Raw genomic sequence first — 21,024 nt, forward strand, 5'->3', positions numbered from 1 at the left:
AGGACTTGACTGCCCCCCCTCCCCGCCAGGCGCCGTGTGCCGCCCGGCGGGTCAGGGCTCGTGCGCCTCGGCGTCAGCCATTTTTACGATAACAACAAGAGAATCGTCCTATGCTCGCTTTCCTTGGCTTGGCCATGGTGGTCGTATTCACCTTCCTCATCATGACGAAGCGCTTGTCGCCTATCGTCGCGCTCACCGTGGTTCCCATCGTCTTCGCGGTGATCGGCGGCTTTGGCGGCACCACCGGCAAGATGATGCTCGACGGCCTGAAAATGGTCGCACCGTCTGCAGCACTGCTGTTGTTTGCAATCCTGTTCTTCGGCCTGATGATCGACGCGGGCCTGTTCGACCCACTGATCCGCAAAATCCTCAAGCGGGTCAACGGTGACCCGATGAAGATCGCGGTGGGCACTGCCCTGCTGTCGTTGCTGGTGGCGCTCGACGGCGACGGCACAACGACCTACATGATCACCTGCGCAGCGATGCTGCCGCTGTACAAACGCATCGGCATGAACCCGATGATCCTGGCGACCATCTCCATGCTGTCGCTGAGCATCATGAGTGGCATGACGCCTTGGGGCGGCCCCGCGACACGGGCTATTGCCGCGTTGGGCCTGGATGCCGGTGAATACTTCGTGCCGTTGCTGCCGACCATGATCGGCGGTGCCCTGTGGGTGATCTTCACGGCCTTCATACTGGGTCGCGCAGAGCGCAAGCGCATCGGCAACGTGCAACTGCAAAGCGGCGGCGGCGATTGCTACATCAACGCGATTCTCGAGGACACGCCCCACAAACGTCCGAAGCTGGCCTATGTCAACCTGGTACTGGTGATAGCGGTGATGGCGGCGCTGGTGATGGGGCTGATGCATTCCGCGATCCTGTTCCTGATCGGCTTCGTGCTTGCGCTGATGATCAACTACCCACAATTGGACATTCAGAAAGAACGCATCCTGGCGCACTCGGGCAACGCCATGACCGTGGTGTTGCTGGTATTCGCCGCCGGGATCTTTGCCGGGATCTTCTCCGGCACAAAGATGGTGGACGCCCTGGCACAGACCCTGGTCGACTGGATCCCGCCGTCCTGGGGCCACCTGTTTCCATTGGTGGTTGCGATCACCAGCATGCCGCTGACCTTTGTACTGTCGAATGACGCCTACTATTTTGGCGTGGTGCCGATCCTGGCTAATGCCGCCGCCGCTTATGGCATCGACCCGGTTGAAATCGCGCGCGCGTCGATCCTGGGGCAGCCGGTTCACCTCATGAGTCCGCTGGTGGCCTCAACCCTGTTGCTGGTGGGCATGGTCGATCGCGATATTGGCGACTTCCAGAAGGCCACCGTCAAATGGGCAGTGCTGACCTCTCTGGTCGTCACCGCGCTGGCCTTGTTGACCGGGGCCATCAGCCTGTTCACCTGATTCACCCATAACCTTTGCTGTCTTCCATCGCGCCTCACTCACGAGGCGCGTGTCGCCCTGCACTCCAAATAACAACAACGAGTCATTTGCCATGAACCATGTGTATACCCGTCGGGCTTTGTTTTGCGCGTTAGGCCTGGTACCCGTCGCAGGGGCCAACGCCGAAGGTTTTATTGATGACAGCAAACTCAAGCTGCAACTGCGCAATGTGTATTTCAACGAGAACTTCCGCGACGAGCACGGCTTGAGTGCGCGAGCCGCCAGAACGGCAAAAAGCGAACGTACCGAGTGGGCCCAGGGATTTCTGCTGGACTATCAGTCCGGATTTACTGCGGGCACCCTCGGCTTCGGCGTGGACGCCCTGGGACTCTATGGCGTAAAGCTGGATTCAGGGCGTGGTCGCAGTGGTACTGGGCTTATGCCGGTGCATGATGACGGGCGAGCGGCCGACGAGTTTGCCAGCGCCGGCGCTACCGCAAAAGCCAGGTTCGCCAAAACCACCGTCAAGTACGGCACCTTGCTGCCCAAGACACCGGTGCTGATTTACAACGATGCACGCTTGTTGCCCCAGACCTACCAGGGCACCCAGGTCAGCAGCACTGACATCGAAAACCTGGCCGTCACCGGCGGGCATCTGGACCGTTTCAAATTGCGCGACTCCACCAACAGCGTGCCGATCGTGCCTGATGGCTACAGCGGGGAAAAATCCGGAGATTTCAACTACGCCGGGGCTGAGTACAAATGGGGCAAAAACCTTCGCTTGAGTTATTTCTACGGGGAACTCGAGAACTTCTACCGACAGAACTTCGCCGGCATCCAGCACGACCTGCCGTTGGCCGGTGGCGTGCTGACCAGCGACCTGCGCTACTTCAACAGCGTTGATAGCGGCTCTGCCTACGCAGGCAAAATCGACAACGACATGTTCAGCGGCCAGTTGTCCTACGTGATCTCAGGCCATACCGTCGGAGGGGGTTACCAGGCCCTTCGTGGTGATGCCGGTTTACCCTACATCAGCGGCGCAACCGTCTACTCGTTCAGTAATGCCGGCATCGGCAAATTCATTGAGGAGGACGAGAAGACCTGGATGCTCAACTACGGCTACAACTTCGCCGCCGTCGGCGTGCCCGGCTTGACCTTTTCAACGCGCTACCTGAGCGGCAATGACGGTAAGTCCACGACCACGGTCAAGGAATGGGAGCGTGATACCGAGCTGGCTTACGTTGTGCAAGCCGGCACGTTCAAGGGGCTGGGCGTGCGCATGCGCAACTATGTCTACCGCTCTGAGTTCTCCCGCGGCCGCGACAGCAATCGCCTCTACCTCACCTATGACATCGCCCTTTGGTAAGTCGACGATCGCGGCCCTTGCGGCCGCTTTCATACAGATTCAGGTGAGGAACCCCAAGCATGCTGTTTAAAAATAAAGTACTGATGTTGGTGCTGGCCCCGGTGGTGCTGTTGTCCACGGTGCTGGCGCTGACAACGAGCACCACCTTGCTGTCGAGCGCCGAGCAGGAAGTCACGGTGACTCGGGAACGCCTGCTTGATGAAAGCCGGGAACGCTTGAAAGACTACGCCAACCTTGCCCGAACCTCAGTGGCGGAACTGTATGCGCTGGCCGAGACGGGGGACACCGCAACGCGTGCGCTGGCGATCGCGCGACTGTCGAAAATGAAGTATGGGGACGATGGCTATTTTATCGGTTACGACAGTCAGGTCGTGCGCCTGTTTCGTGGCGACAGCAGCGAAGGCGTCGGCACTAACATGAGTGACCGCAAAGACAAGAACGGGATTTACCTGAACCGGGAAATGGTTGCCGCAGCGAAGAACGACACCCACTTCGTCAACTATTCGGGGGCCCTGATCAATACGGATAAAGTCGTTCCCAAGCTGGCTTACAGCTTTTACCTGCCTGCCTGGGACATGGTGGTGGTCACCGCGATTAACCTCGACAGTATCGAAAACCAGGTGGCCAAAGTACGAGGGGAAATCCATCAGCGTGTGCGCAGCCTGGTCTACGGGATAACCGTCATCGCCTTGATTGCGCTCGGGATCACCGGCGTGCTCGCATTGTTATTGGTTAAAAGCAGCCTGCGTCCCCTTTCGCGGATTCGCGAGCACCTTGATGAAATCGCAGCGGGCGAAGGCGATCTGACACGGCGCTTACCCATCAGCCGCGACGAGTTCGGCCAAGTGGCTGTGTCGTTCAATGCCTTCGCCGATAAGATTCATGGGCTGGTCAGCCAGATCGTCGGCATGGCCCGAGAGCTGAATACATCGGTCACCCAGGTGGCCGAACAGAGCAAATGCATCGATCAGGTCATGGAACAGCAACGCCAGGAAACCGATCAGGTCGCCGCAGCCATTAATCAGATGTCATCCGCGGCGCAAGAGGTAGCCGTCAGTGCACAGAGCGCTTCGGATGCAGCCGGCGAAACCGATTTGCAGGCCCAGCACGCCAGGCAGGTCGTCAATGAAAGCATCGCCCGGCTGGGTACCCTGACCGAGGACCTGTCCGCGGGAGGCGTCTCATTGAAAAGCCTGCAAGGCGATGTAGAAGGCATTGTCACGGTGCTTGATGTCATCCGCTCGATCGCCGAGCAAACCAACCTGCTGGCACTCAATGCCGCGATCGAAGCGGCACGCGCCGGGGACGCGGGGCGCGGATTTGCCGTGGTTGCCGATGAAGTACGCGCGCTGGCAAGCCGGACGCAACTTAGCACCCAGGAAATTCAAGCGATGATCGAGCGCCTTAACCAGGCCACAACCAAGGTCGTCACTGCGATGAGCCATTCCGGCGCAGCAGGTCATGGCGCCAGCCTGCACGCGGAACAAGCCGGGCAGTCGCTGGGCAAAGCAGTCGAGTTGATCGTCACCATAAACACGATGAACGCGCACATCGCCAGCGCAGCGCAAGAGCAGACGTCGGTCGCCGAAGAAATCAATCGCAGCGTCCATCAGATAGCCCGCGCGATTGAAAACGTCGCCGACCAGACGCAAAGCGGCGTACACACGGTCGATGAGCTGTACGCCATCGGCCATCGCCTGGAAGGTCTGTTGAGGCAGTTCAAGATTTAACCGAGACGCCGGCTTGCGTTCAGATTGCAACGCCTGCGTGCGGTGGGGCCAGATGAACCTTCACCAAGACACTGCTGCTGTGCTTATCCACAATTGCCGGGATAACAATCAGCAATCCGCGTTGGGTCATTTTTCAAGTGGCTGGAGGTGGATTCCAGTGGAATCCAGAAACGAAAAAAGCGGCACAAGGCCGCTATTTCCGTGGCTTCCAGGCGCTCAGTGGGCCTTGGCGGAAGCAAATATGGCGCAGCGGACGGGACTCGAACCCGCGACCCCCGGCGTGACAGGCCGGTATTCTAACCGACTGAACTACCGCTGCGCGTAACACTTGAAGCGAATGGTGGGTGATGACGGGATCGAACCGCCGACCCTCTGCTTGTAAGGCAGATGCTCTCCCAGCTGAGCTAATCACCCTTCGTTTCGGTGTGGGCGCATCATACACCAAAAAATCGTAATGTCTTGATTTAAATGCAGTTTATTCAAAAAAAGTTTACCGCACGATTTTTTGCCATATTCCGGACAGCAAAAAGCCCGCTATTAAGCGGGCTTTCTGTGGTGACCTGGCGTTCAGCGTTCCAGATTACCGAATATGGCGCAGCGGACGGGACTCGAACCCGCGACCCCCGGCGTGACAGGCCGGTATTCTAACCGACTGAACTACCGCTGCGCGTAACACATGAAGCGAATGGTGGGTGATGACGGGATCGAACCGCCGACCCTCTGCTTGTAAGGCAGATGCTCTCCCAGCTGAGCTAATCACCCTTCGTCTCGGTGTGGCGCGCATTCTACGGAGCGACCTTGGGTCTGGCAAGCACTTTCTTAAATCTTTTTTTTGAGGCCTTCCAATGGCTTAGGCAGGGTTGGCCTGGGGCGCTATCAAGAGAATAATGCCCCCCTTTGTATAAAGGAGAGACTCACCCCATGTGGTTCAAGAACCTGCTTATCTATCGCCTGACCCAAGATCTGCCTGTTGATGCCGAGGCGTTGGAAGCGGCCATGGCCACCAAACTGGCGCGCCCTTGTGCCAGCCAGGAGTTGACCACCTACGGTTTCGTCGCACCGTTCGGTAAAGGTGAAGACGCTCCCCTGGTTCACGTCAGCGGTGACTTCCTGCTGATCGCCGCACGCAAGGAAGAACGCATCCTGCCGGGTAGCGTGGTGCGTGACGCACTGAAAGAGAAAGTCGAAGAGATCGAGGCCGAGCAAATGCGCAAGGTCTATAAAAAGGAACGCGACCAGATCAAGGATGAAATCATCCAGGCGTTCCTGCCCCGCGCTTTTATTCGCCGCTCGTCGACCTTTGCCGCCATCGCGCCGAAGCAAGGCCTGATCCTGGTGAACTCGGCCAGCCCGAAACGCGCCGAAGACCTGCTCTCCACCCTGCGTGAAGTGATCGGCACCCTGCCGGTGCGCCCACTCACCGTGAAAACCGCGCCAACGGCCATCATGACCGACTGGGTCACCACCCAGAAACCGGCCGATGACTTCTTCGTCCTCGACGAATGCGAACTGCGCGACACCCACGAAGACGGCGGCATCGTACGTTGCAAGCGTCAGGACCTGACCAGCGAAGAAATCCAGCTGCACCTGACCACCGGCAAAGTCGTGACCCAACTGTCCCTGGCCTGGCAGGACAAGCTGTCCTTCATGCTTGACGACAAGATGACCGTCAAGCGCCTGAAGTTCGAAGACTTGCTGCAAGACCAGGCGGAACAGGACGGTGGCGAAGAGGCCCTGGGTCAACTGGACGCCAGCTTCACGCTGATGATGCTGACCTTCGGTGACTTCCTGCCGGCGCTGATCGAAGCCCTCGGCGGCGAAGAAACCCCGCAAGGCATCTAAGCCGTGTGAAGATCAAATTGTGGGAGGAGCCCCTCCCACATTTGATCGCAGTTGCACTTCAAGCCTCTAACAACAAGGACACCCCATGCGCGCACTCGCCGCCTTGAGCCGCTTCGTCGGCAATACCTTCGCCTACTGGGTGTTGATTTTCGCCGTCGTCGCGTTCCTCGAACCCAGTTGGTTCATCGGCCTGAAAAGCGCCATCGTCCCGCTGCTGGGCCTGGTGATGTTCGGCATGGGGCTGACCCTCAAACTTGAAGACTTCGCCGAAGTCGCCCGCCATCCGTGGCGCGTGGCCCTGGGCGTAGTCGCACACTTCGTGATCATGCCGGGAGTGGCGTGGCTGCTGTGCCAGGCCTTTCACCTGCCGCCGGAAATTGCCGTCGGCGTGATCCTGGTCGGTTGCTGCCCAAGTGGCACGTCCTCCAACGTGATGACCTGGCTGGCCCGTGGCGACCTGGCGCTTTCAGTGGCCATCGCCGCCGTCACCACCCTCCTCGCCCCGCTGCTCACTCCGGCACTGATCTGGCTGTTGGCATCGGCCTGGTTGCCGGTGTCGTTCATGGAGTTGTTCTGGTCGATCCTGCAAGTGGTGCTGCTGCCGATCGTGCTCGGCGTGGTCGCGCAACGCCTGCTCGGCGAGCGGGTCCGCCACGCGGTAGACGTGCTGCCCCTGGTGTCGGTGATCAGCATTGTGATCATCGTTGCTGCAGTAGTGGCGGCCAGCCAGGCGAAAATCGCCGAGTCGGGCCTGCTGATCATGGCCGTGGTGATGCTGCACAACAGCTTCGGTTACCTGCTGGGCTATTTCACCGGCCGTGTGTTCAAACTGCCATTGGCCCAACGCAAATCGTTGGCGCTGGAAGTGGGCATGCAGAACTCCGGGCTCGGCGCCGCATTGGCCAGCGCGCACTTTTCGCCCCTGGCGGCGGTGCCCAGTGCGTTGTTCAGCGTCTGGCACAATATTTCCGGGGCATTGCTGTCGACGTATTTCCGCCGCATGAGCGAGAAAGAAGACCGCCGCGCACTGGAGAATACGCCGCAAACTTGATCGCATGATCAATTGTCGGCACTCTACCTAGCTTCGCGGGGACGACCTCGCGACGCTATCGAGGCGCACAATCCGGGGACGACCCCGCCTATAGAAGCGAGGTCATCATGTCCTGGATTATTCTGTTTTTTGCCGGCCTGTTCGAAGTCGGCTGGGCCGTCGGCTTGAAGTACACCGACGGTTTCAGCAAGCCACTGCCCACTGCCCTGACCATTGCTGCCATGGCCATCAGCCTCGGCCTGCTGGGGCTGGCCATGAAAGAACTGCCCTTGGGCACCGCCTATGCCATCTGGACCGGCGTGGGTGCCGTGGGCACGGTGATCGCCGGAATTATCCTGTTTGGGGAATCCATGGCGTTGTTCCGGCTGGCCAGTGTGGCGTTGATCATTTGCGGGCTTGTTGGGCTTAAGATCAGCGCTTAGGCCACTACCGCCATCGGGGGCAAGCCCCCGATGAGTCCGGAACATCCAGCACAGAACTACCTGACACTCCCCCGCAAAACACCAACCACCGCCTGCAACTGCGCAGGCGTAGCCGCCTCCACAGCAACAGGCTCACCTGCCACCAACACCACCCGCGACCAGATTCGATGAAACAAGCCCTTGTTCGGATCGCGGCTGAAGAAACTCCCCCACAACCCCTGCAACGCCATCGGAATCACTGGCACCGGCGTCTCTTCCAGAATGCGCGTCACCCCGCCACGGAACTCGTTCATCTCGCCATCACTGGTCAATTTGCCTTCCGGAAAGATACACACCAACTCCCCGTCCTTCAGGTACTGCGCAATGCGCGTGAAGGCCTTTTCATAGATCTGGATATCTTCGTTGCGCCCGGCAATCGGAATCGCCCCGGCGGTGCGGAAGATAAAGTTCAGCACCGGCAAACGGTAGATCTTGTAGTACATGACAAAGCGAATCGGCCGACGTACCGCGCCGCCAATCAACAGCGCATCGACAAACGACACGTGATTGCACACCAGCAACGCGGCGCCTTCGTCCGGGATCAGGTCGAGGTTGCGATGCTCCACGCGGTACATGGAATGGCTGAGCAGCCAGATCATGAAGCGCATGGTGAACTCGGGAACGATCCTGAAGATGTAGGTGTTGACCGCAATGTTGAGCAGCGACACCACCAGGAACAACTCTGGGATCGACAGCTTGGCCACACTCAGCAGCAGGATCGACACAATCGCCGACACCACCATGAACAACGCATTGAGAATGTTATTGGCGGCGATCACCCGCGCCCGCTCGTTCTCGGCAGTACGCGACTGGATCAGCGCATACAGCGGCACGATATAAAAGCCGCCGAACACACCCAGGCCCAGGATATCGAACAACACCCACCAGGCCTGGCCATAGCTGAGCACCGCGAGCCAATCGTTGGCTTGAACGTTCTGCGAGAAGCCCCCGGAATGCCACCACAACAGCAGGCCGAACACCGTCAGGCCGAACGAGCCAAACGGCACCAGGCCGATTTCCACCTTACGCCCGGAGAGTTTTTCGCAGAGCATCGAGCCCAGGGCGATGCCCACCGAGAACACGGTGAGGATCAGGGTCACCACGGTTTCATCGCCGTACAACCACTCCTTGGCGTAGGCCGGGATCTGCGTCAGGTAGATCGCGCCGACAAACCAGAACCATGAGTTGCCGACAATCGAGCGCGACACCGCCGGCGTCTGCCCCAGGCCCATGCGCAGCGTGGCCCACGACTGGGTGAAGATATTCCAGTCCAGACGCAGTTGCGGCGTAGAAGCCGCTGCCCGCGGAATGCTGCGGCTGGCCAGGTAACCCAGCACGGCCACGCCAACAATCGCCACCGCCACGATCGGCGCGTAATGGCTGGACGACATCATGATCCCGGCGCCAATGGTGCCGGCCAGGATGGCCAGGAACGTGCCCATCTCCACCAGGCCGTTGCCACCTACCAGCTCATCTTCGTGCAGGGCCTGGGGCATGATCGAGTACTTCACCGGGCCGAACAACGCCGAGTGGGTGCCCATGGCAAACAGCGCCAGCAGCATCAATTCCAGATGGTTGAACAGGAAGCCCGTGGCGCCGACGGCCATGATCACGATCTCGCCGATCTTGATCGCGCGGATCAACGCATCCTTGTTGAATTTCTCGCCAAACTGCCCGGCCAGCGCCGAGAACAGGAAGAACGGCAGGATAAACAGCAAGGCGCACAGGTTGACCCAGATGGCGCGGTCACCGTCGATAGTGAGCTTGTAGAGAATCGCCAGGATCAGCGATTGCTTGAAGATGTTGTCGTTGAAAGCGCCCAGCAACTGGGTGATGAAAAACGGCAGGAAGCGCCGTGTGCGCAGCAAGGTGAATTGTGAGGGGTGGCTCATCGTCCGTGTTCCTGCGTGGCCTAATAGTTATCAGGCCACGACTTTACCTAACTCCGCTTACTTATTCCCTAGTCCTGCAATGCACGGCGAAACAAAAAGCTCTCCTTTATAGGCGCCCTGCAGGGTGCGCTTGGCCACGATCAGCCACATCAGCGCCAACGCCACCACCAGCATGCTGCCAAATGCGCTGAAGAAGCCCAGGTGCAGCAGGCTCGCCAGCTTCAGCGTGGCCAGGGCGTAAACGCCCAACGGGAAGGTAAAACCCCACCAGCCCAGGTTGAACGGAATACCGCCGCGCAGGTAACGCAGGGTGATCAATACCGCGATCAGCATCCACCACAAGCCGAAGCCCCACAGGGTGATACCTGCAACCAGGCCGAGACCATTGGCCATTTCACCCACGCCAGGCAAGCCATTGTCGGCAAAGATGGCCGGTGCATCGCCGCCCAGCAGCAACATGCCCAGGGCACCGGTACCGATCGGGCCCAGCGCCAGCCAGCTCGACGCGGCCATGTTGGCGTGGGGCAGTTTGTGCAGGGCCATGCGCAACATCAGGATGGTCAGGATGCTGAACGCCACTGGCAGCGAAAACGCCCACAGCACGTAGCTGGTCACCAGCATCACCAGTTGCGAGTGAGCGTCCGCAAGATGCGGCGCGAGCAAGCCACCGCTGGCTGCGGCGACTTCGGCCGCCACCACCGGCAACAGCCAGACAGCCGTCATCTGGTCGATGCTGTGTTCCTGGCGGGTGAACATCATGAAGGGAATCAGTACACCGCAGGCCAGTGCCATCGCCACATCCAGCCACCACAGGGCTTCGGCCAGCGGGATCACATCGCCCCCCCAACGCGGCAGGCCAAACAGCAGCAAGCCATTGAGAATGGTCGCCAGGCCCATGGGAATGGTGCCGAAGAACATCGAGACCGTGGAGTGCCCGAAGATCCGCCGCGCCTCGTGGAAAAACATCACCCAACGCGCGGCATATAAGGCACTGAACACGATGAACAGGCCGATGGTGAACCACCACAGCCCTTCGGCAATGGCATGCAAACCTGGCAGATTGGCCGGCAACTGCGCCAGGGCCAGCGCCAGCACGCCGGTGCCCATGGTCGCGGCGAACCAGTTGGGGGTGAATTGACGAATCACTTCCCGGGGACGGGTCAGGTGACTGAAGGGTTTGTAGCTGATGGTCGTCGAGCAGGTCATGATGGCAATCCTCTTCCTCGCATGAGGTTGAGACCATGGTAGAACCTGATCGAATATCTATATAACGGGTAATATCTCTAACTGTTATCTACTTTGCAGATATACAGGCCGCCTTGGACTTTGCCGAATCCTGCAGCAGCAACGCGATCAAGGCCCCGAGGGCCAGCAGAATGAGGACTGCGCCGTAACCGTCGGTGGTGGCGATCAGGCCAAAGCGGCGAATGAGGTTGCCCGCCAGCAGCGAAGGCAAGCAAAACGCCAAATAACTCAACACATAGAATGCCGACATCAAGCCTGCCCGTTCATGGGGCAAGGCCAACGGCACCACACTGCGCAAGGCGCCGAGAAAGCCGGCGCCGAAGCCACTGCCGGCGATCAACGTGGCGATAAAAAACAGTGGCAGGCTGGCGCTGTGCACCGCCGTGAGGATCATCGCCACGCCCACAGCCAACAGCATCGCGCCCAGGCGCAGTACCTTGCTGGCCGGGCGATTGCGCAGGGTGAAGATCATCAGCGCACCGCTCAAGGTCAGCACCGCCACCAGGCCGCCGCCGATAAGGTTGGACGTGGAGCCTGTCGCCGCCCGTACCAGCGACGGCGCCAGCGACAAGTAGAAACCACCCATCGCCCACACCGCCACGTCCACCGGCAACGACAGCCATAACGCCCGACGCGCCTGGGGCGGCACATGCAGGGTTGGGCGCAGCGAAGCCAGCGCACCGGGAATACGCTGGACGGTTTCCGGCAGGCGCCACACGCACAGTGCCTGCACCAGCATCAGCGCCAGCAGTGTCCAGTAGATCAACTGCGTCGGCAGCGGCGCGAACTCCACCAGCAAACTGCTGCCCATCGCCCCGCACGCCATGCCCAGCAGCGGCGCCACACTGTTGACCAACGGGCCCTGCTGGCGGTCGGTGTCGAGCAACGCCGCGCCCAGCACCGCCGTGGCCATGCCGGTGGCAAACCCCTGCACGGTACGTGCGGCGATCAGCCAGGCCACGCTGCTTTCATTGATAAACAACACCATCGCCAGCATATTCAGAAGCAGTGCGGTGAAAATCACCGGCCGGCGCCCCAGATGGTCCGACAGCGATCCCACGGTCAACAACGCCGCCAGCAGGCTCAAGGCGTACACACCAAAAATCAGCGTGAGCATGCCCGCGGAAAAATGCAGGCCTTCCTGATACAGGTGATACAACGGCGTTGGCGCACTGGACGCCGCGAGAAACGTCAGCAAGGTGACCGCAAGGAACACCAGGCTGGAACGATGAGAAGTGAGGCTGGACATGGGCACGCTCCGCTAAAGCTAATATTTTGCTTTTGCGGAGTGTGCTACCCGCCAGCGCTTAAAGCAAATTCTTTGTGTTAAGGTCGCAAGCATGGCGATAAAAGAAGGTCTCCGCCCGGGGGGCCGCAGTGCCCGGGTACAAGAATCGGTCCATTCGGCCGTGCGTGATTTGCTGGAAGCCCATGAGCGCTCCAGTGTCACAGTGCCGATGATTGCCGCACGCGCAGGCGTCACGCCGTCGACTATCTACCGGCGCTGGGGCGACCTCTCGGTGCTGCTCGCGGACGTGGCCCTGGCGCGCATGCGCCCCGACAGCGAGCCCGCCAACACCGGCAGCCTGCGTGGCGACTTGCGGGCGTGGGCCGAGCAATACCTGGATGAGATGAGTTCGGAGCCGGGGCGCAACATGATGCGCGACCTGCAATGCAGCGTGACGCCGGGCTACTGCGTGAGCATCTTGAGTGGGCAGTTTCAGGCGATTGTCGATCGTTATCCGGACCCGGCGCCACCGAGCGTGGACCACTTGATCAATCTGCTCGCAGCGCCGACGGTGTTTCGTATTCTGTTCTCAACCGCGCCACTGAAAGTTGAAGAACTGCACGCGCTGATCGAGCTGGCACTGAAGGCCTGAAGACCTGACACAAACCAAATGTGGGAGGGGGCTTGCTCCCGATAGCGGTATGTCAGTCAGCTTATCTGTAGCTGACACATCGCAATCGGGAGCAAGCCCCCTCCCACATTTTTCTACCGCGTTTATCAGGTACGCATCCCGCGCCCGCTCACCAACAACCGCGCGCAACCGATATACAACACCACCGTCGCCACCAGCATAAAGGTGATCGCCACGCTGATCTTGATATCCGACACGCCAAGGATGCCGTAGCGGAAGGCGTTGACCATGTGCAGCACCGGGTTGGCCAGCGACACGGTCTGCCAGAACGGCGGCAGCAGGGTGATGGAGTAGAACACCCCGCCCAGGTAGGTCAGCGGTGTCAGCACGAAGGTCGGGATGATCGAAATATCATCGAAATTGCGCGCGAACACGGCGTTGATAAACCCCAGCAACGAGAAGATCGTCGCCGTCAGCACCACCACCAGGATAGTGACGCCGAGGTGATGCACCTGCAGGTGGGTGAAGAACAGCGACAGCAGCGTCACGATCACCCCCACCATCAGGCCGCGCAGCACGCCGCCCAGGGTGTAGCCGATCAAGATGGTGTGCGGCGACACCGGCGAGACCATCAGCTCTTCGATGGAGCGCTGGAACTTGCTGCCGAAGAAACTGGAGACCACGTTGCCGTAGGAGTTGGTGATCACCGACATCATGATCAGACCCGGCACGATGTACTCCATGTAGGTGAAACCACCCATGTCGCCGATCTGGCGGCCGATCAGGTTGCCGAAGATCACGAAGTACAAAACCATGGTGATCGCCGGCGGCAGCAGGGTCTGCGGCCAGATCCGGGTAAAGCGCTTCACTTCGCGGTAGACGATGGTCTGCAGCGCGACGAGGTTGGGTTGCAGCTCAGAACTCATACCGCCACCTTCGTCAGATTTTTCTCCACCAGGGACACGAACAACTCCTCAAGGCGATTGGTTTTATTACGCAGGCTCAGCACTTCGATGTTCTGGGTCGCCAACTGGGTGAACAACGCAGTGATGCCCATGGCTTTATCCACCTGGACTTCCAGGGTGTGGCTGTCCACCAGGCGGCTGGGGTAACCAAGCAGTTGCGGCGGGACCGACAGGTTGTTCTTCAGGTCAAGCAGGAAGGTCTCCACATGCAACTGGCCCAGCAGGTTACGCATGCTGGTGTTCTCGACAATGGTGCCGTGGTCGATGATGCCGATGTTGCGGCACAGTTGCTCAGCCTCTTCCAGATAGTGAGTGGTGAGGATGATGGTGATGCCCTTCTCGTTCAGCTCGGTGAGGAAGGTCCACATCGACCGACGCAGCTCGATGTCCACGCCGGCGGTGGGTTCGTCGAGGATCAACAAGCGCGGTTCATGCACCAGTGCGCGGGCGATCATCAGGCGACGCTTCATCCCGCCGGACAGCGAACGCGAAGGCACGTCGCGCTTGTCCCACAGGCCCAGTTGAGTTAGGTACTGCTCGGCGCGTTCCTTGGCGATTTTCGCCGGGATGCCGTAGTAACCGGCCTGGGTCACGACAATGTCGAAGGTCTTTTCGAACTGGTTGAAGTTGAATTCCTGGGGCACTACGCCGATGGAACGCTTGAGCGCCGCCGGAGATTTGTCCAGGTCATGACCGAAGATATTCACTGTACCGCTGGTCTTGTTGACCAGGGTCGAGAGGATGCCGATGGTGGTGGATTTGCCGGCACCGTTGGGACCGAGCAAGGCGAAGAAGTCACCTTCAGCAACGTCCAGATCGATACCACTCAGGGCCTGGAAACCGTTGCCGTAGGTTTTGGTTAGCTGCCGGATGGACAGAGCGGAACTCATATCGGAATACGCACCAAAGAAGGGATTAGACACAGTAGATGAGGGCGCAGCCCACGTAGTTCAACGGCGGCGCATGACAGGCATGGTGCTTGCCCGCGCCGCACAAGTACAGTCACCTGTATTAATAGTCAGTATTAAGTCAACGCGGTCATGACCGCTTTGCGGTAGGCGGGGCGTTGTTGCAGGCGCTGGTACCAGGCCTCCAGATGGGGCATCGAAGGGCGTTCGATGGGCATCTCGAACCAGGCGTAGATAAAGCAGCCGAGGGGAATATCACCGATGCCGAAGGTATCTCCCGACAGGTAAGGCTGCTCGGCCAATGCGCTGTCCACGGTGCTCAGTGCATCGATACAGGCCTGACGCCCGGCATTGATGCTGTCCCAGTTCTGCTTTTCCGCCGGGGTGCGCACAATGCCCCAGAACACAGCCTTGAACGGTTCGGCAAGGGTCGAGGTGGTCCAGTCCATCCACTTTTCGGCACTGGCACGCACTTGCAGGTCGCTCGGGTAAAACGCCGACGCGTGCTTGGCGCAGAGGTAGCGCACGATGGTGTTGGACTCCCACAACACAAAGTCACCGTCCTCGATCATCGGCACCCGACCGTTCGGGTTCAATGCCCGGTACTGCGGCGTGTCGACCACACCAAAAGCCCCGCCCGCATCAATTGCCTCATAGTCCAGGCCGAGTTCCTCGGCGCACCACAGTGCCTTCCTGACGTTTGATGAATTTTTACGACCCCAGATTTTCAGCATGACCGCGCCTTATTGTTGATGAACATGGCTTGATGAACGCAGCAGCATACGCCGGTTCACGCGCGGCTTAAATCGCTCTGCATATCGCCCAGCAGGGCCGGCATGTCCTCGCCGAACAAGTGCGGGTAACAGGCCTGGATATGCGCGAAGAAAAAATCCTCGGGCACATCCGGGAACTGGCCATGGTCCACCACGTACTCCATCGAGCGCTGTCCCTGGCGATTGAATGCATGGAATACGCTGTGGTTGATCCCGTCGAAGTCCAGCGGCGGTACGTCGAACACGTCACACAGTTGCCGGTTGAACGCCGGGGTCGCCTTGACCCAGCGGCCATCGAGGTAAAGCTCGGTGTAGCCATGCATGGCGAACACATCGCTTTTGAGCAACGCTATCAGGCGTGGCGTCGACAGATGATTGCGCACGTCCGCCAGGCCGATGCGCGCCGGAATGCCACAGTGGCGGGCGCAGGCCGCGAGCAAGGTGGCCTTGGGCACGCAATAGCTTTCGCCGGCGGCCAGCGCAAAGCTCGCGCTCAGGCTGTCGGGGTCGCGGCTGAAGGTGTAGGGGTTGTAGCGAATGGCCTCACGCACGGCGTAATAGAGGCTGACCGCCTGGTCACGTAAAGCCGCGCTGGGACCGCGATGTTTTTCGGCGAACTCCACCACCGCAGGGTGGTCACTATCGATGAAGCGGCTGGGACTCAGGTACGTATCCATGAGCTTGATCTCCGAGGGAAGCCTGGAGTTTAACGACAGGTCTGTCCTAGAGATAACGACGAATCGGCCAAATGTCGGCGCCTGCTGAGAGGCGCTCCCAACCTAACTTCCAGTACAACTTGTAACACCTGATCACCCCGCTTGTTCGGATGCCGACTAAGCTCCCTGGTGGTTTCGCCCCTGGTTTCACGGAGGATTGAATATGCTGTTGTTGTGGATACTGGTTCTGGTGGTCGGCGTTGCCTACCTGGCACATCGCCGCGTCGCCCCGCTGCCCGCCCTGGGCGTGGTCGCCGTTTACCTGCTGGCGATGGGCGCCTGGAGCCACGCACCGGGTTGGCTGCTGCTGATTTTCTGGGTGTTGATCGCTGTGGTCGCCGCGCCCCTGCTGTTGCCGGACCTGCGCCGCCAATACTTCACCAAGCCGCTGTTCAGCTGGTTTCAGAAAGTCTTGCCGCCGATGTCCGAGACCGAGCGCGATGCCATCGACGCCGGCACCGTGTGGTGGGACGGCGAGCTGTTCAGCGGTCGTCCCGATTGGGACAAGTTGCTGGCCTACCCCAAGGCCCAACTGACCGAGGAAGAACAGGCATTTATCGACGGCCCCACCGAAGAACTCTGCGCCATGGTCAGCGACTGGGAAATCGGCCAGGCCATGGACCTGCCGCCAGCCGCGTGGGAGCACATCAAGACCCACGGCTTCTTCGCCCTCATCATCCCCAAGGAATACGGCGGCAAAGGCTTCTCGGCCTACGCCCACTCCCAGGTCGCGATGAAACTCGCCACCCGCAGCGGCGACCTGGCCTCCACCGTGATGGTGCCCAACTCCCTCGGCCCGGCCGAACTGCTGCTGCACTACGGCACCGACGAACAACGCAACCACTACCTGCCGCGCCTGGCGCGTGGCGATGACATTCCCTGCTTCGCCCTCACCGGCCCGCTGGCCGGCTCCGATGCTGGCGCCATGCCTGACACGGGCGTGATCTGCAAAGGTGAATGGGAAGGCAAGGAAACCCTCGGCCTGCGCCTGAACTGGGAAAAACGCTACATCACCCTTGGCCCGGTCGCGACCCTGCTGGGCCTGGCCTTCAAGGCCCACGATCCAGACCACCTGCTGGGTGACGAAGAAGACCTGGGCATCAGCCTGGCGCTGATCCCTACCGACACCCCCGGTGTGGAAATCGGCCGTCGCCACCTGCCCCTCGGCGCCGCATTCATGAACGGCCCGAACTCCGGCAAGGACGTGTTCATCCCCCTGGAGTACCTCATCGGCGGCCAGGAAATGCTCGGCAAAGGCTGGATGATGCTGATGAACTGCCTGTCAGTCGGCCGTTCGATCTCCCTGCCCGCCGTGGGCACCGGCGCCGCCAAGTTCACCAGCCTGGTCACCGGCCAATATGCCCAAGTACGCGAGCAGTTCAACGTACCGCTGTCGGCTTTCGAAGGTATCCAGGAAGCCCTGGCCCGCATCGGCGGCAACGCCTGGCTGATGGACAGCGCGCGCATGCTCACCGCCAATGCCGTGGACCTCGGCGAAAAACCCTCGGTGCTGTCGGCGATCCTCAAGTACCACCTGACCGAGCGCGGCCGCGAGTGCATCAGCCACGCCATGGACGTGCACGGTGGCAAGGGCATCATCATGGGCCCGAACAACTACCTGGGCCGCAGCTGGCAGGGCGCGCCGATCTTCATCACCGTGGAAGGCGCGAACATCCTTTCGCGCAACCTGATGATCTTCGGCCAGGGCGCCATCCGTTGCCATCCGTTCGTGCTCAAGGAAATGGCGTTGGCCGGTCGTGAAGACCACGATCAGGCGCTGAAGGAGTTCGATGGACTGTTGATGCAGCACATTGGTTTTGCCGTGAGCAATGCCGCCAGCACCCTGGTGCTGAACCTCGGCGTTGGGCACTTCGAGAAAGCCCCGGGCAACCGTTTGAGCCAGGGTTATTTCCGCGCCTTGAACCGCCAGGCTGCCGCGTTCGCGCTACTGGCGGACCTGAGCATGATGCTGCTGGGTGGTGAGTTGAAACGCCGTGAACGCCTGTCGGCACGCCTCGGTGACGTACTGAGCCACATGTACCTGGCGTCGGCGGCACTCAAGCGTTACCACGATCTGGATTCGCCGGATCATCTGGAACCGCTGTTCGCCTGGGCCATGGAAGAAAGCCTCGGCGAGTCCGAACGTGCGCTGGATGAACTGCTGAGCAACTTCCCGAATAAAGTGCTGGGCTGCCTGCTGCGGGTGATTGTGTTCCCGTTCGGGCGTCGCCATACCGGTCCATCCGATGCGCTGGATGCCGAAGTGGCCGCGGTGATTGGCCGCGCCAAAGGCGATCCGACCCTGGAAGAATTGCTGGCTGGCTGCTACCGCCCGCAATCGGCAGAAGATCCCGTGGGCGCGCTGCAACACGCCTACGACCTGCTGGGTGCCAGCCACCCGCTGCAGAAAAAACTGCATGCCGCGCTCAAAAGTGGCCAGGTCAAACCGACTGCCGGCGAACATGCCATCGACGCCGCGCTGCATGCCGGTGTGTTGCAACCGGCGGAAGCGCAAACCCTGCGTGACGCCGAAGCGGCACGGCGCAAGGTGATCGACGTGGATGATTTCAGCAAGGAAGAGCTGGTAAACGCTGAGGGTAAAGTCCGCTGAGTTCAGCGGTCATATAAAAACGGGCGCGAGGGGCATATACTCTCGCGCCCGTTTTTGCTTTAGAGGACTTATCTCGTGTCCAACGTCGTTGCCGATCATCTCGTCTTGCTCGACCACCTGCGCAGCATCCTGGTTGCCGTCGGCGAAGCCGAACAGGTGCCCGAGGAAAGCCACACCCTGTTCCTGGAGCGCTTTGACGAACTGCGCGCCCTGCTGCCGATCGACCCGATCGAAAGCCAGTACCTGGGCCAGGACCTGATGAGCCAGGTCATCCTGCGCTACCCACAGATCGCCCACCTGGTTCCCCGCGACCTGCTGTGGTTCTTTGGCGGCGATTGCCTGCACTTCATGCCCGACGAAGAACTGGACCTGTACCAGGCCCTGGAAGAACGTCGCTTTGAAGCCGAACAGAATGAAGAACCGTTCGACTGGAACCAGGAAAAGCAGCTGCTGGCCATGCCGCAAGACCAAAGCAAACACTGATCCATAGGCGCGAGGGAGACGCTTGGTTCCTACAGCTTTTTCAACGTGGGCTCCCTCGCCATACACTCCACCAGATAATCGATAAATACCCGCAGCTTCGGCGGCAGGTAACGCGTGGGCGAATGCAACAACCACGCCTCACCATGGTAGGACGCAATAAAGTCCCACCCCGGCAACACCTGTACCAACCGCCCCTCCTCCAACGCATGCCGCGCGGTGAAATACGGCAAGCTGCCAATTCCCACATGCTGCAATACCGCATCCAGCCGCACGCCGGTGTGGTTCGCCGCATAACGCCCACGCACGCCGACCGTTACCGTCTTGCCGCCCTGGCGGAATTTCCAGCGCGAGTCCCCCGGAGTTTCACCCAGATAGATGCAACTGTGCGCCAGCAAGTCGTGGGGATGCTCCGGCGTACCGTGCTCGACTAAATACTGCGGCGTGGCACAGAGTAAATGTTCAATCGGCAATAGCTGCCGCCCCACCAGACCCGGCGGTGGGCTGTCGGTGATGCGGATGCTCAGGTCGACGTTGTCGTCAATCAGGTCCACATGCCGATCTTCAAGGATCAATTGCACGTCCACCTTGGGATAACGCCGCAGAAACTCCGGCATATGCGGGTGCACCACAAACCGCCCCACCGCCTTGGGCACACTGACTCGCACCAGGCCCTCGGCTTCGTGGGTGAACTGGCCGCTGATCTCCATTACTGAGCGCGCCGCATTGACCATCTCCTGACAGCGCTTGAACACCTCCTCACCGCCCTCACTCAGGCGCAATTTGCGCGTGGTGCGCTGCAGCAAACGGGTAGCCAGGGCCTTTTCCAGGCGCGAAATACTGCGACTTACCGCCGACGGCGAAACGCTCAACTGTCGCGCCGCTTCGGAGAAGCTGCCGGTCTCTACTACCTTGACGAAAATCGCCATTTCACCCAGCAGCGGCAAAGGAAGATTGATGCTCATGACGCACAGGTCCATTGATATTTGAGCGGATTATCACCTATCCAAGCACTATTTATACTGCCCGCAGAACCCTGATGCGGATGCAGAAAATGACCGAACGCCTGTTTTTCACCCACGACCACCTGACCGCCGAGCTGGAAGTGCTGAGCTGCACACCCTGGGAGGGCCAGTTTGCGGTCGTCTTGCAGTCGACGATTTTCCATCCCCAAGGCGGTGGCCAGCCGTTCGACACGGGCTGGCTGGGCGACAGCCAGGTACTGCGGGTCACCCAGGAAACTGATCGCGTGGTGCACTACGTCAACCAACCGCTGGAGCCGGGGCCCATCACCGCTCGGGTCGATGAACCACGCCGCACCCTGCATACCCGCCTGCATTCCGCCGGACATTTGATCGGCAACGTCGGCGAAACCCTGGGCTGGATGCCCATCAAGGCGCATCACTGGCCAGGTGAGGGCAAGATCACGTTTATCCGTGGCGAAACGGCTCAAGCCATGGACGCCGAGTTCATTCAACAGCAGATCAACCAATGGATCGCCGCCGACTACCCGCGCCATATGACCCTGGACGACGGCAGCCGCGAAGTGGGTTTCGGTGATTTGCCCGCCTACGCGTGCGGCGGCACCCATGTGCAAACGCTGAGCGAACTGGGCCAGGTCACGATCCTCGCACTCTCGGAGAAAAAGGGTGCGTTGTCGGTGCGTTACAGCCTGGAGTAGAACGCGGCGCTGAGGGTGCTATTGAGTTTTTAGATAAGCCTCCTGTTCGC

Annotated in this window: 18 protein-coding genes and 4 tRNA genes; 10 read left to right on the top strand and 12 right to left on the bottom strand. The window is 60.2% G+C overall.

Features of this window, described 5'->3' with window-relative positions; genetic code table 11:
• The first annotated feature begins 110 nt into the window (after positions 1-110).
• The 3 genes from J1G35_RS18620 to J1G35_RS18630 all read left to right on the top strand — a co-directional run bounded on the left by J1G35_RS18620 (position 111) and on the right by J1G35_RS18630 (position 4,490).
• Complete coding sequence (locus tag J1G35_RS18620; protein ID WP_032885984.1) at positions 111-1,415, top strand: citrate:proton symporter; 1,305 nt, start codon at positions 111-113, stop codon at positions 1,413-1,415.
• Positions 1,416-1,506: 91 nt separating this feature from the next.
• Positions 1,507-2,760 carry an OprD family porin gene (locus J1G35_RS18625; protein ID WP_223015690.1) on the top strand — a complete coding sequence of 418 codons (1,254 nt, stop codon included), beginning with the start codon at positions 1,507-1,509 and terminating at the stop codon, positions 2,758-2,760.
• A gap of 59 nt (positions 2,761-2,819) precedes the next feature.
• Entirely contained in the window at positions 2,820-4,490 is a 1,671-nt protein-coding gene (locus J1G35_RS18630; RefSeq protein ID WP_223015691.1) for a methyl-accepting chemotaxis protein, read from the top strand.
• A 242-nt stretch (positions 4,491-4,732) separates the two neighbouring features.
• Here J1G35_RS18630 and J1G35_RS18635 read toward each other — a convergent pair.
• The 4 genes from J1G35_RS18635 to J1G35_RS18650 all read right to left on the bottom strand — a co-directional run bounded on the left by J1G35_RS18635 (position 4,733) and on the right by J1G35_RS18650 (position 5,252).
• Positions 4,733-4,809 (bottom strand) — tRNA-Asp (locus J1G35_RS18635).
• A 19-nt stretch (positions 4,810-4,828) separates the two neighbouring features.
• Positions 4,829-4,904: transfer RNA gene (locus J1G35_RS18640), tRNA-Val, on the bottom strand.
• Between the two features lie 176 nt (positions 4,905-5,080).
• Positions 5,081-5,157, bottom strand: a tRNA-Asp gene (locus J1G35_RS18645).
• 19 nt (positions 5,158-5,176) lie between these two features.
• A tRNA-Val gene (locus J1G35_RS18650) sits at positions 5,177-5,252 on the bottom strand.
• 159 nt (positions 5,253-5,411) lie between these two features.
• On the opposite strand from J1G35_RS18650, the gene rdgC reads away from it, so the two are divergent.
• The 3 genes from rdgC (at position 5,412) to sugE (ending at position 7,805) form a co-directional block, all read left to right on the top strand.
• Positions 5,412-6,332 carry a recombination-associated protein RdgC gene (rdgC, locus tag J1G35_RS18655; RefSeq protein WP_108574515.1) on the top strand — a complete coding sequence of 307 codons (921 nt, stop codon included), beginning with the start codon at positions 5,412-5,414 and terminating at the stop codon, positions 6,330-6,332.
• Between the two features lie 85 nt (positions 6,333-6,417).
• Positions 6,418-7,383, top strand: coding sequence for a bile acid:sodium symporter family protein (locus J1G35_RS18660; RefSeq protein WP_053128673.1), 966 nt, complete (start codon positions 6,418-6,420; stop codon positions 7,381-7,383).
• A gap of 107 nt (positions 7,384-7,490) precedes the next feature.
• Positions 7,491-7,805 (top strand): quaternary ammonium compound efflux SMR transporter SugE, encoded by a 315-nt coding sequence (gene sugE, locus J1G35_RS18665; RefSeq protein ID WP_017136389.1) that lies wholly within the window; start codon positions 7,491-7,493, stop codon positions 7,803-7,805.
• A 56-nt stretch (positions 7,806-7,861) separates the two neighbouring features.
• On the opposite strand, the gene J1G35_RS18670 is transcribed toward sugE, so the two are convergent.
• From J1G35_RS18670 to J1G35_RS18680, 3 genes are all read right to left on the bottom strand, one after another.
• On the bottom strand, positions 7,862-9,736 hold the full coding sequence (locus J1G35_RS18670) for an MFS transporter (protein ID WP_223015692.1): 1,875 nt from the start codon (positions 9,734-9,736) through the stop codon (positions 7,862-7,864).
• Between the two features lie 57 nt (positions 9,737-9,793).
• Positions 9,794-10,942 carry a TDT family transporter gene (locus J1G35_RS18675; RefSeq protein ID WP_223015693.1) on the bottom strand — a complete coding sequence of 383 codons (1,149 nt, stop codon included), beginning with the start codon at positions 10,940-10,942 and terminating at the stop codon, positions 9,794-9,796.
• Positions 10,943-11,030: 88 nt separating this feature from the next.
• Positions 11,031-12,230 carry an MFS transporter gene (locus tag J1G35_RS18680; RefSeq protein WP_053128666.1) on the bottom strand — a complete coding sequence of 400 codons (1,200 nt, stop codon included), beginning with the start codon at positions 12,228-12,230 and terminating at the stop codon, positions 11,031-11,033.
• 91 nt (positions 12,231-12,321) lie between these two features.
• Between J1G35_RS18680 and J1G35_RS18685 the strand changes: the two genes are divergently transcribed.
• The gene (locus J1G35_RS18685) at positions 12,322-12,861 is read left to right on the top strand and encodes a TetR/AcrR family transcriptional regulator (protein WP_082340903.1); all 540 of its coding nucleotides are present in this window, start codon (positions 12,322-12,324) and stop codon (positions 12,859-12,861) included.
• Between the two features lie 125 nt (positions 12,862-12,986).
• Here the strand turns inward: J1G35_RS18685 and J1G35_RS18690 are convergent, their stop codons facing one another.
• The 4 genes from J1G35_RS18690 to J1G35_RS18705 form a co-directional block, all read right to left on the bottom strand.
• Positions 12,987-13,766, bottom strand: coding sequence for an ABC transporter permease (locus tag J1G35_RS18690; RefSeq protein ID WP_053128662.1), 780 nt, complete (start codon positions 13,764-13,766; stop codon positions 12,987-12,989).
• Complete coding sequence (locus J1G35_RS18695) at positions 13,763-14,695, bottom strand: ABC transporter ATP-binding protein (protein ID WP_053128661.1); 933 nt, start codon at positions 14,693-14,695, stop codon at positions 13,763-13,765. The genes J1G35_RS18690 and J1G35_RS18695 overlap by 4 nt, the downstream gene beginning before the upstream one ends.
• Positions 14,696-14,829: 134 nt before the next feature.
• Positions 14,830-15,447, bottom strand: coding sequence for a glutathione S-transferase (locus J1G35_RS18700; RefSeq protein WP_223015694.1), 618 nt, complete (start codon positions 15,445-15,447; stop codon positions 14,830-14,832).
• A 56-nt stretch (positions 15,448-15,503) separates the two neighbouring features.
• A complete protein-coding gene (locus tag J1G35_RS18705) occupies positions 15,504-16,163 on the bottom strand; it encodes a transglutaminase family protein (protein ID WP_053128657.1) in 660 nt (219 codons plus the stop codon).
• Positions 16,164-16,365: 202 nt separating this feature from the next.
• On the opposite strand from J1G35_RS18705, the gene J1G35_RS18710 reads away from it, so the two are divergent.
• Both J1G35_RS18710 and J1G35_RS18715 read left to right on the top strand, forming a co-directional pair.
• Positions 16,366-18,813: an acyl-CoA dehydrogenase gene (locus J1G35_RS18710; RefSeq protein ID WP_053128655.1), complete on the top strand. Its 2,448-nt coding sequence runs from the start codon at positions 16,366-16,368 to the stop codon at positions 18,811-18,813.
• 75 nt (positions 18,814-18,888) lie between these two features.
• On the top strand, positions 18,889-19,296 hold the full coding sequence (locus tag J1G35_RS18715) for a PA2817 family protein (RefSeq protein WP_053128652.1): 408 nt from the start codon (positions 18,889-18,891) through the stop codon (positions 19,294-19,296).
• A gap of 29 nt (positions 19,297-19,325) precedes the next feature.
• Here the strand turns inward: J1G35_RS18715 and J1G35_RS18720 are convergent, their stop codons facing one another.
• A complete protein-coding gene (locus J1G35_RS18720; protein WP_223015695.1) occupies positions 19,326-20,258 on the bottom strand; it encodes a LysR family transcriptional regulator in 933 nt (310 codons plus the stop codon).
• Positions 20,259-20,347: 89 nt separating this feature from the next.
• On the opposite strand from J1G35_RS18720, the gene J1G35_RS18725 reads away from it, so the two are divergent.
• Entirely contained in the window at positions 20,348-20,974 is a 627-nt protein-coding gene (locus tag J1G35_RS18725) for a serine-tRNA(Ala) deacylase AlaX (protein WP_053128648.1), read from the top strand.
• Positions 20,975-21,024: the final 50 nt, after the last annotated feature.

The organism is Pseudomonas sp. SH10-3B, assembly GCF_019891415.1.
Classification (GTDB): domain Bacteria; phylum Pseudomonadota; class Gammaproteobacteria; order Pseudomonadales; family Pseudomonadaceae; genus Aquipseudomonas.

Excerpts from the sequence above, each read along its gene's own strand:
- J1G35_RS18620 (WP_032885984.1), top strand. The coding sequence starts at position 111 with ATGCTCGCTTTCCTTGGCTTGGCCATGGTGGTCGTATTCACCTTCCTC.
- J1G35_RS18625 (WP_223015690.1), top strand. The coding sequence starts at position 1,507 with ATGAACCATGTGTATACCCGTCGGGCTTTGTTTTGCGCGTTAGGCCTG.
- J1G35_RS18630 (WP_223015691.1), top strand. The coding sequence starts at position 2,820 with ATGCTGTTTAAAAATAAAGTACTGATGTTGGTGCTGGCCCCGGTGGTG.
- rdgC (WP_108574515.1), top strand. The coding sequence starts at position 5,412 with ATGTGGTTCAAGAACCTGCTTATCTATCGCCTGACCCAAGATCTGCCT.
- J1G35_RS18660 (WP_053128673.1), top strand. The coding sequence starts at position 6,418 with ATGCGCGCACTCGCCGCCTTGAGCCGCTTCGTCGGCAATACCTTCGCC.
- sugE (WP_017136389.1), top strand. The coding sequence starts at position 7,491 with ATGTCCTGGATTATTCTGTTTTTTGCCGGCCTGTTCGAAGTCGGCTGG.
- J1G35_RS18670 (WP_223015692.1), bottom strand. The coding sequence starts at position 9,736 with ATGAGCCACCCCTCACAATTCACCTTGCTGCGCACACGGCGCTTCCTG.
- J1G35_RS18675 (WP_223015693.1), bottom strand. The coding sequence starts at position 10,942 with ATGACCTGCTCGACGACCATCAGCTACAAACCCTTCAGTCACCTGACC.
- J1G35_RS18680 (WP_053128666.1), bottom strand. The coding sequence starts at position 12,230 with ATGTCCAGCCTCACTTCTCATCGTTCCAGCCTGGTGTTCCTTGCGGTC.
- J1G35_RS18685 (WP_082340903.1), top strand. The coding sequence starts at position 12,322 with ATGGCGATAAAAGAAGGTCTCCGCCCGGGGGGCCGCAGTGCCCGGGTA.
- J1G35_RS18690 (WP_053128662.1), bottom strand. The coding sequence starts at position 13,766 with ATGAGTTCTGAGCTGCAACCCAACCTCGTCGCGCTGCAGACCATCGTC.
- J1G35_RS18695 (WP_053128661.1), bottom strand. The coding sequence starts at position 14,695 with ATGAGTTCCGCTCTGTCCATCCGGCAGCTAACCAAAACCTACGGCAAC.
- J1G35_RS18700 (WP_223015694.1), bottom strand. The coding sequence starts at position 15,447 with ATGCTGAAAATCTGGGGTCGTAAAAATTCATCAAACGTCAGGAAGGCA.
- J1G35_RS18705 (WP_053128657.1), bottom strand. The coding sequence starts at position 16,163 with ATGGATACGTACCTGAGTCCCAGCCGCTTCATCGATAGTGACCACCCT.
- J1G35_RS18710 (WP_053128655.1), top strand. The coding sequence starts at position 16,366 with ATGCTGTTGTTGTGGATACTGGTTCTGGTGGTCGGCGTTGCCTACCTG.
- J1G35_RS18720 (WP_223015695.1), bottom strand. The coding sequence starts at position 20,258 with ATGAGCATCAATCTTCCTTTGCCGCTGCTGGGTGAAATGGCGATTTTC.
- J1G35_RS18725 (WP_053128648.1), top strand. The coding sequence starts at position 20,348 with ATGACCGAACGCCTGTTTTTCACCCACGACCACCTGACCGCCGAGCTG.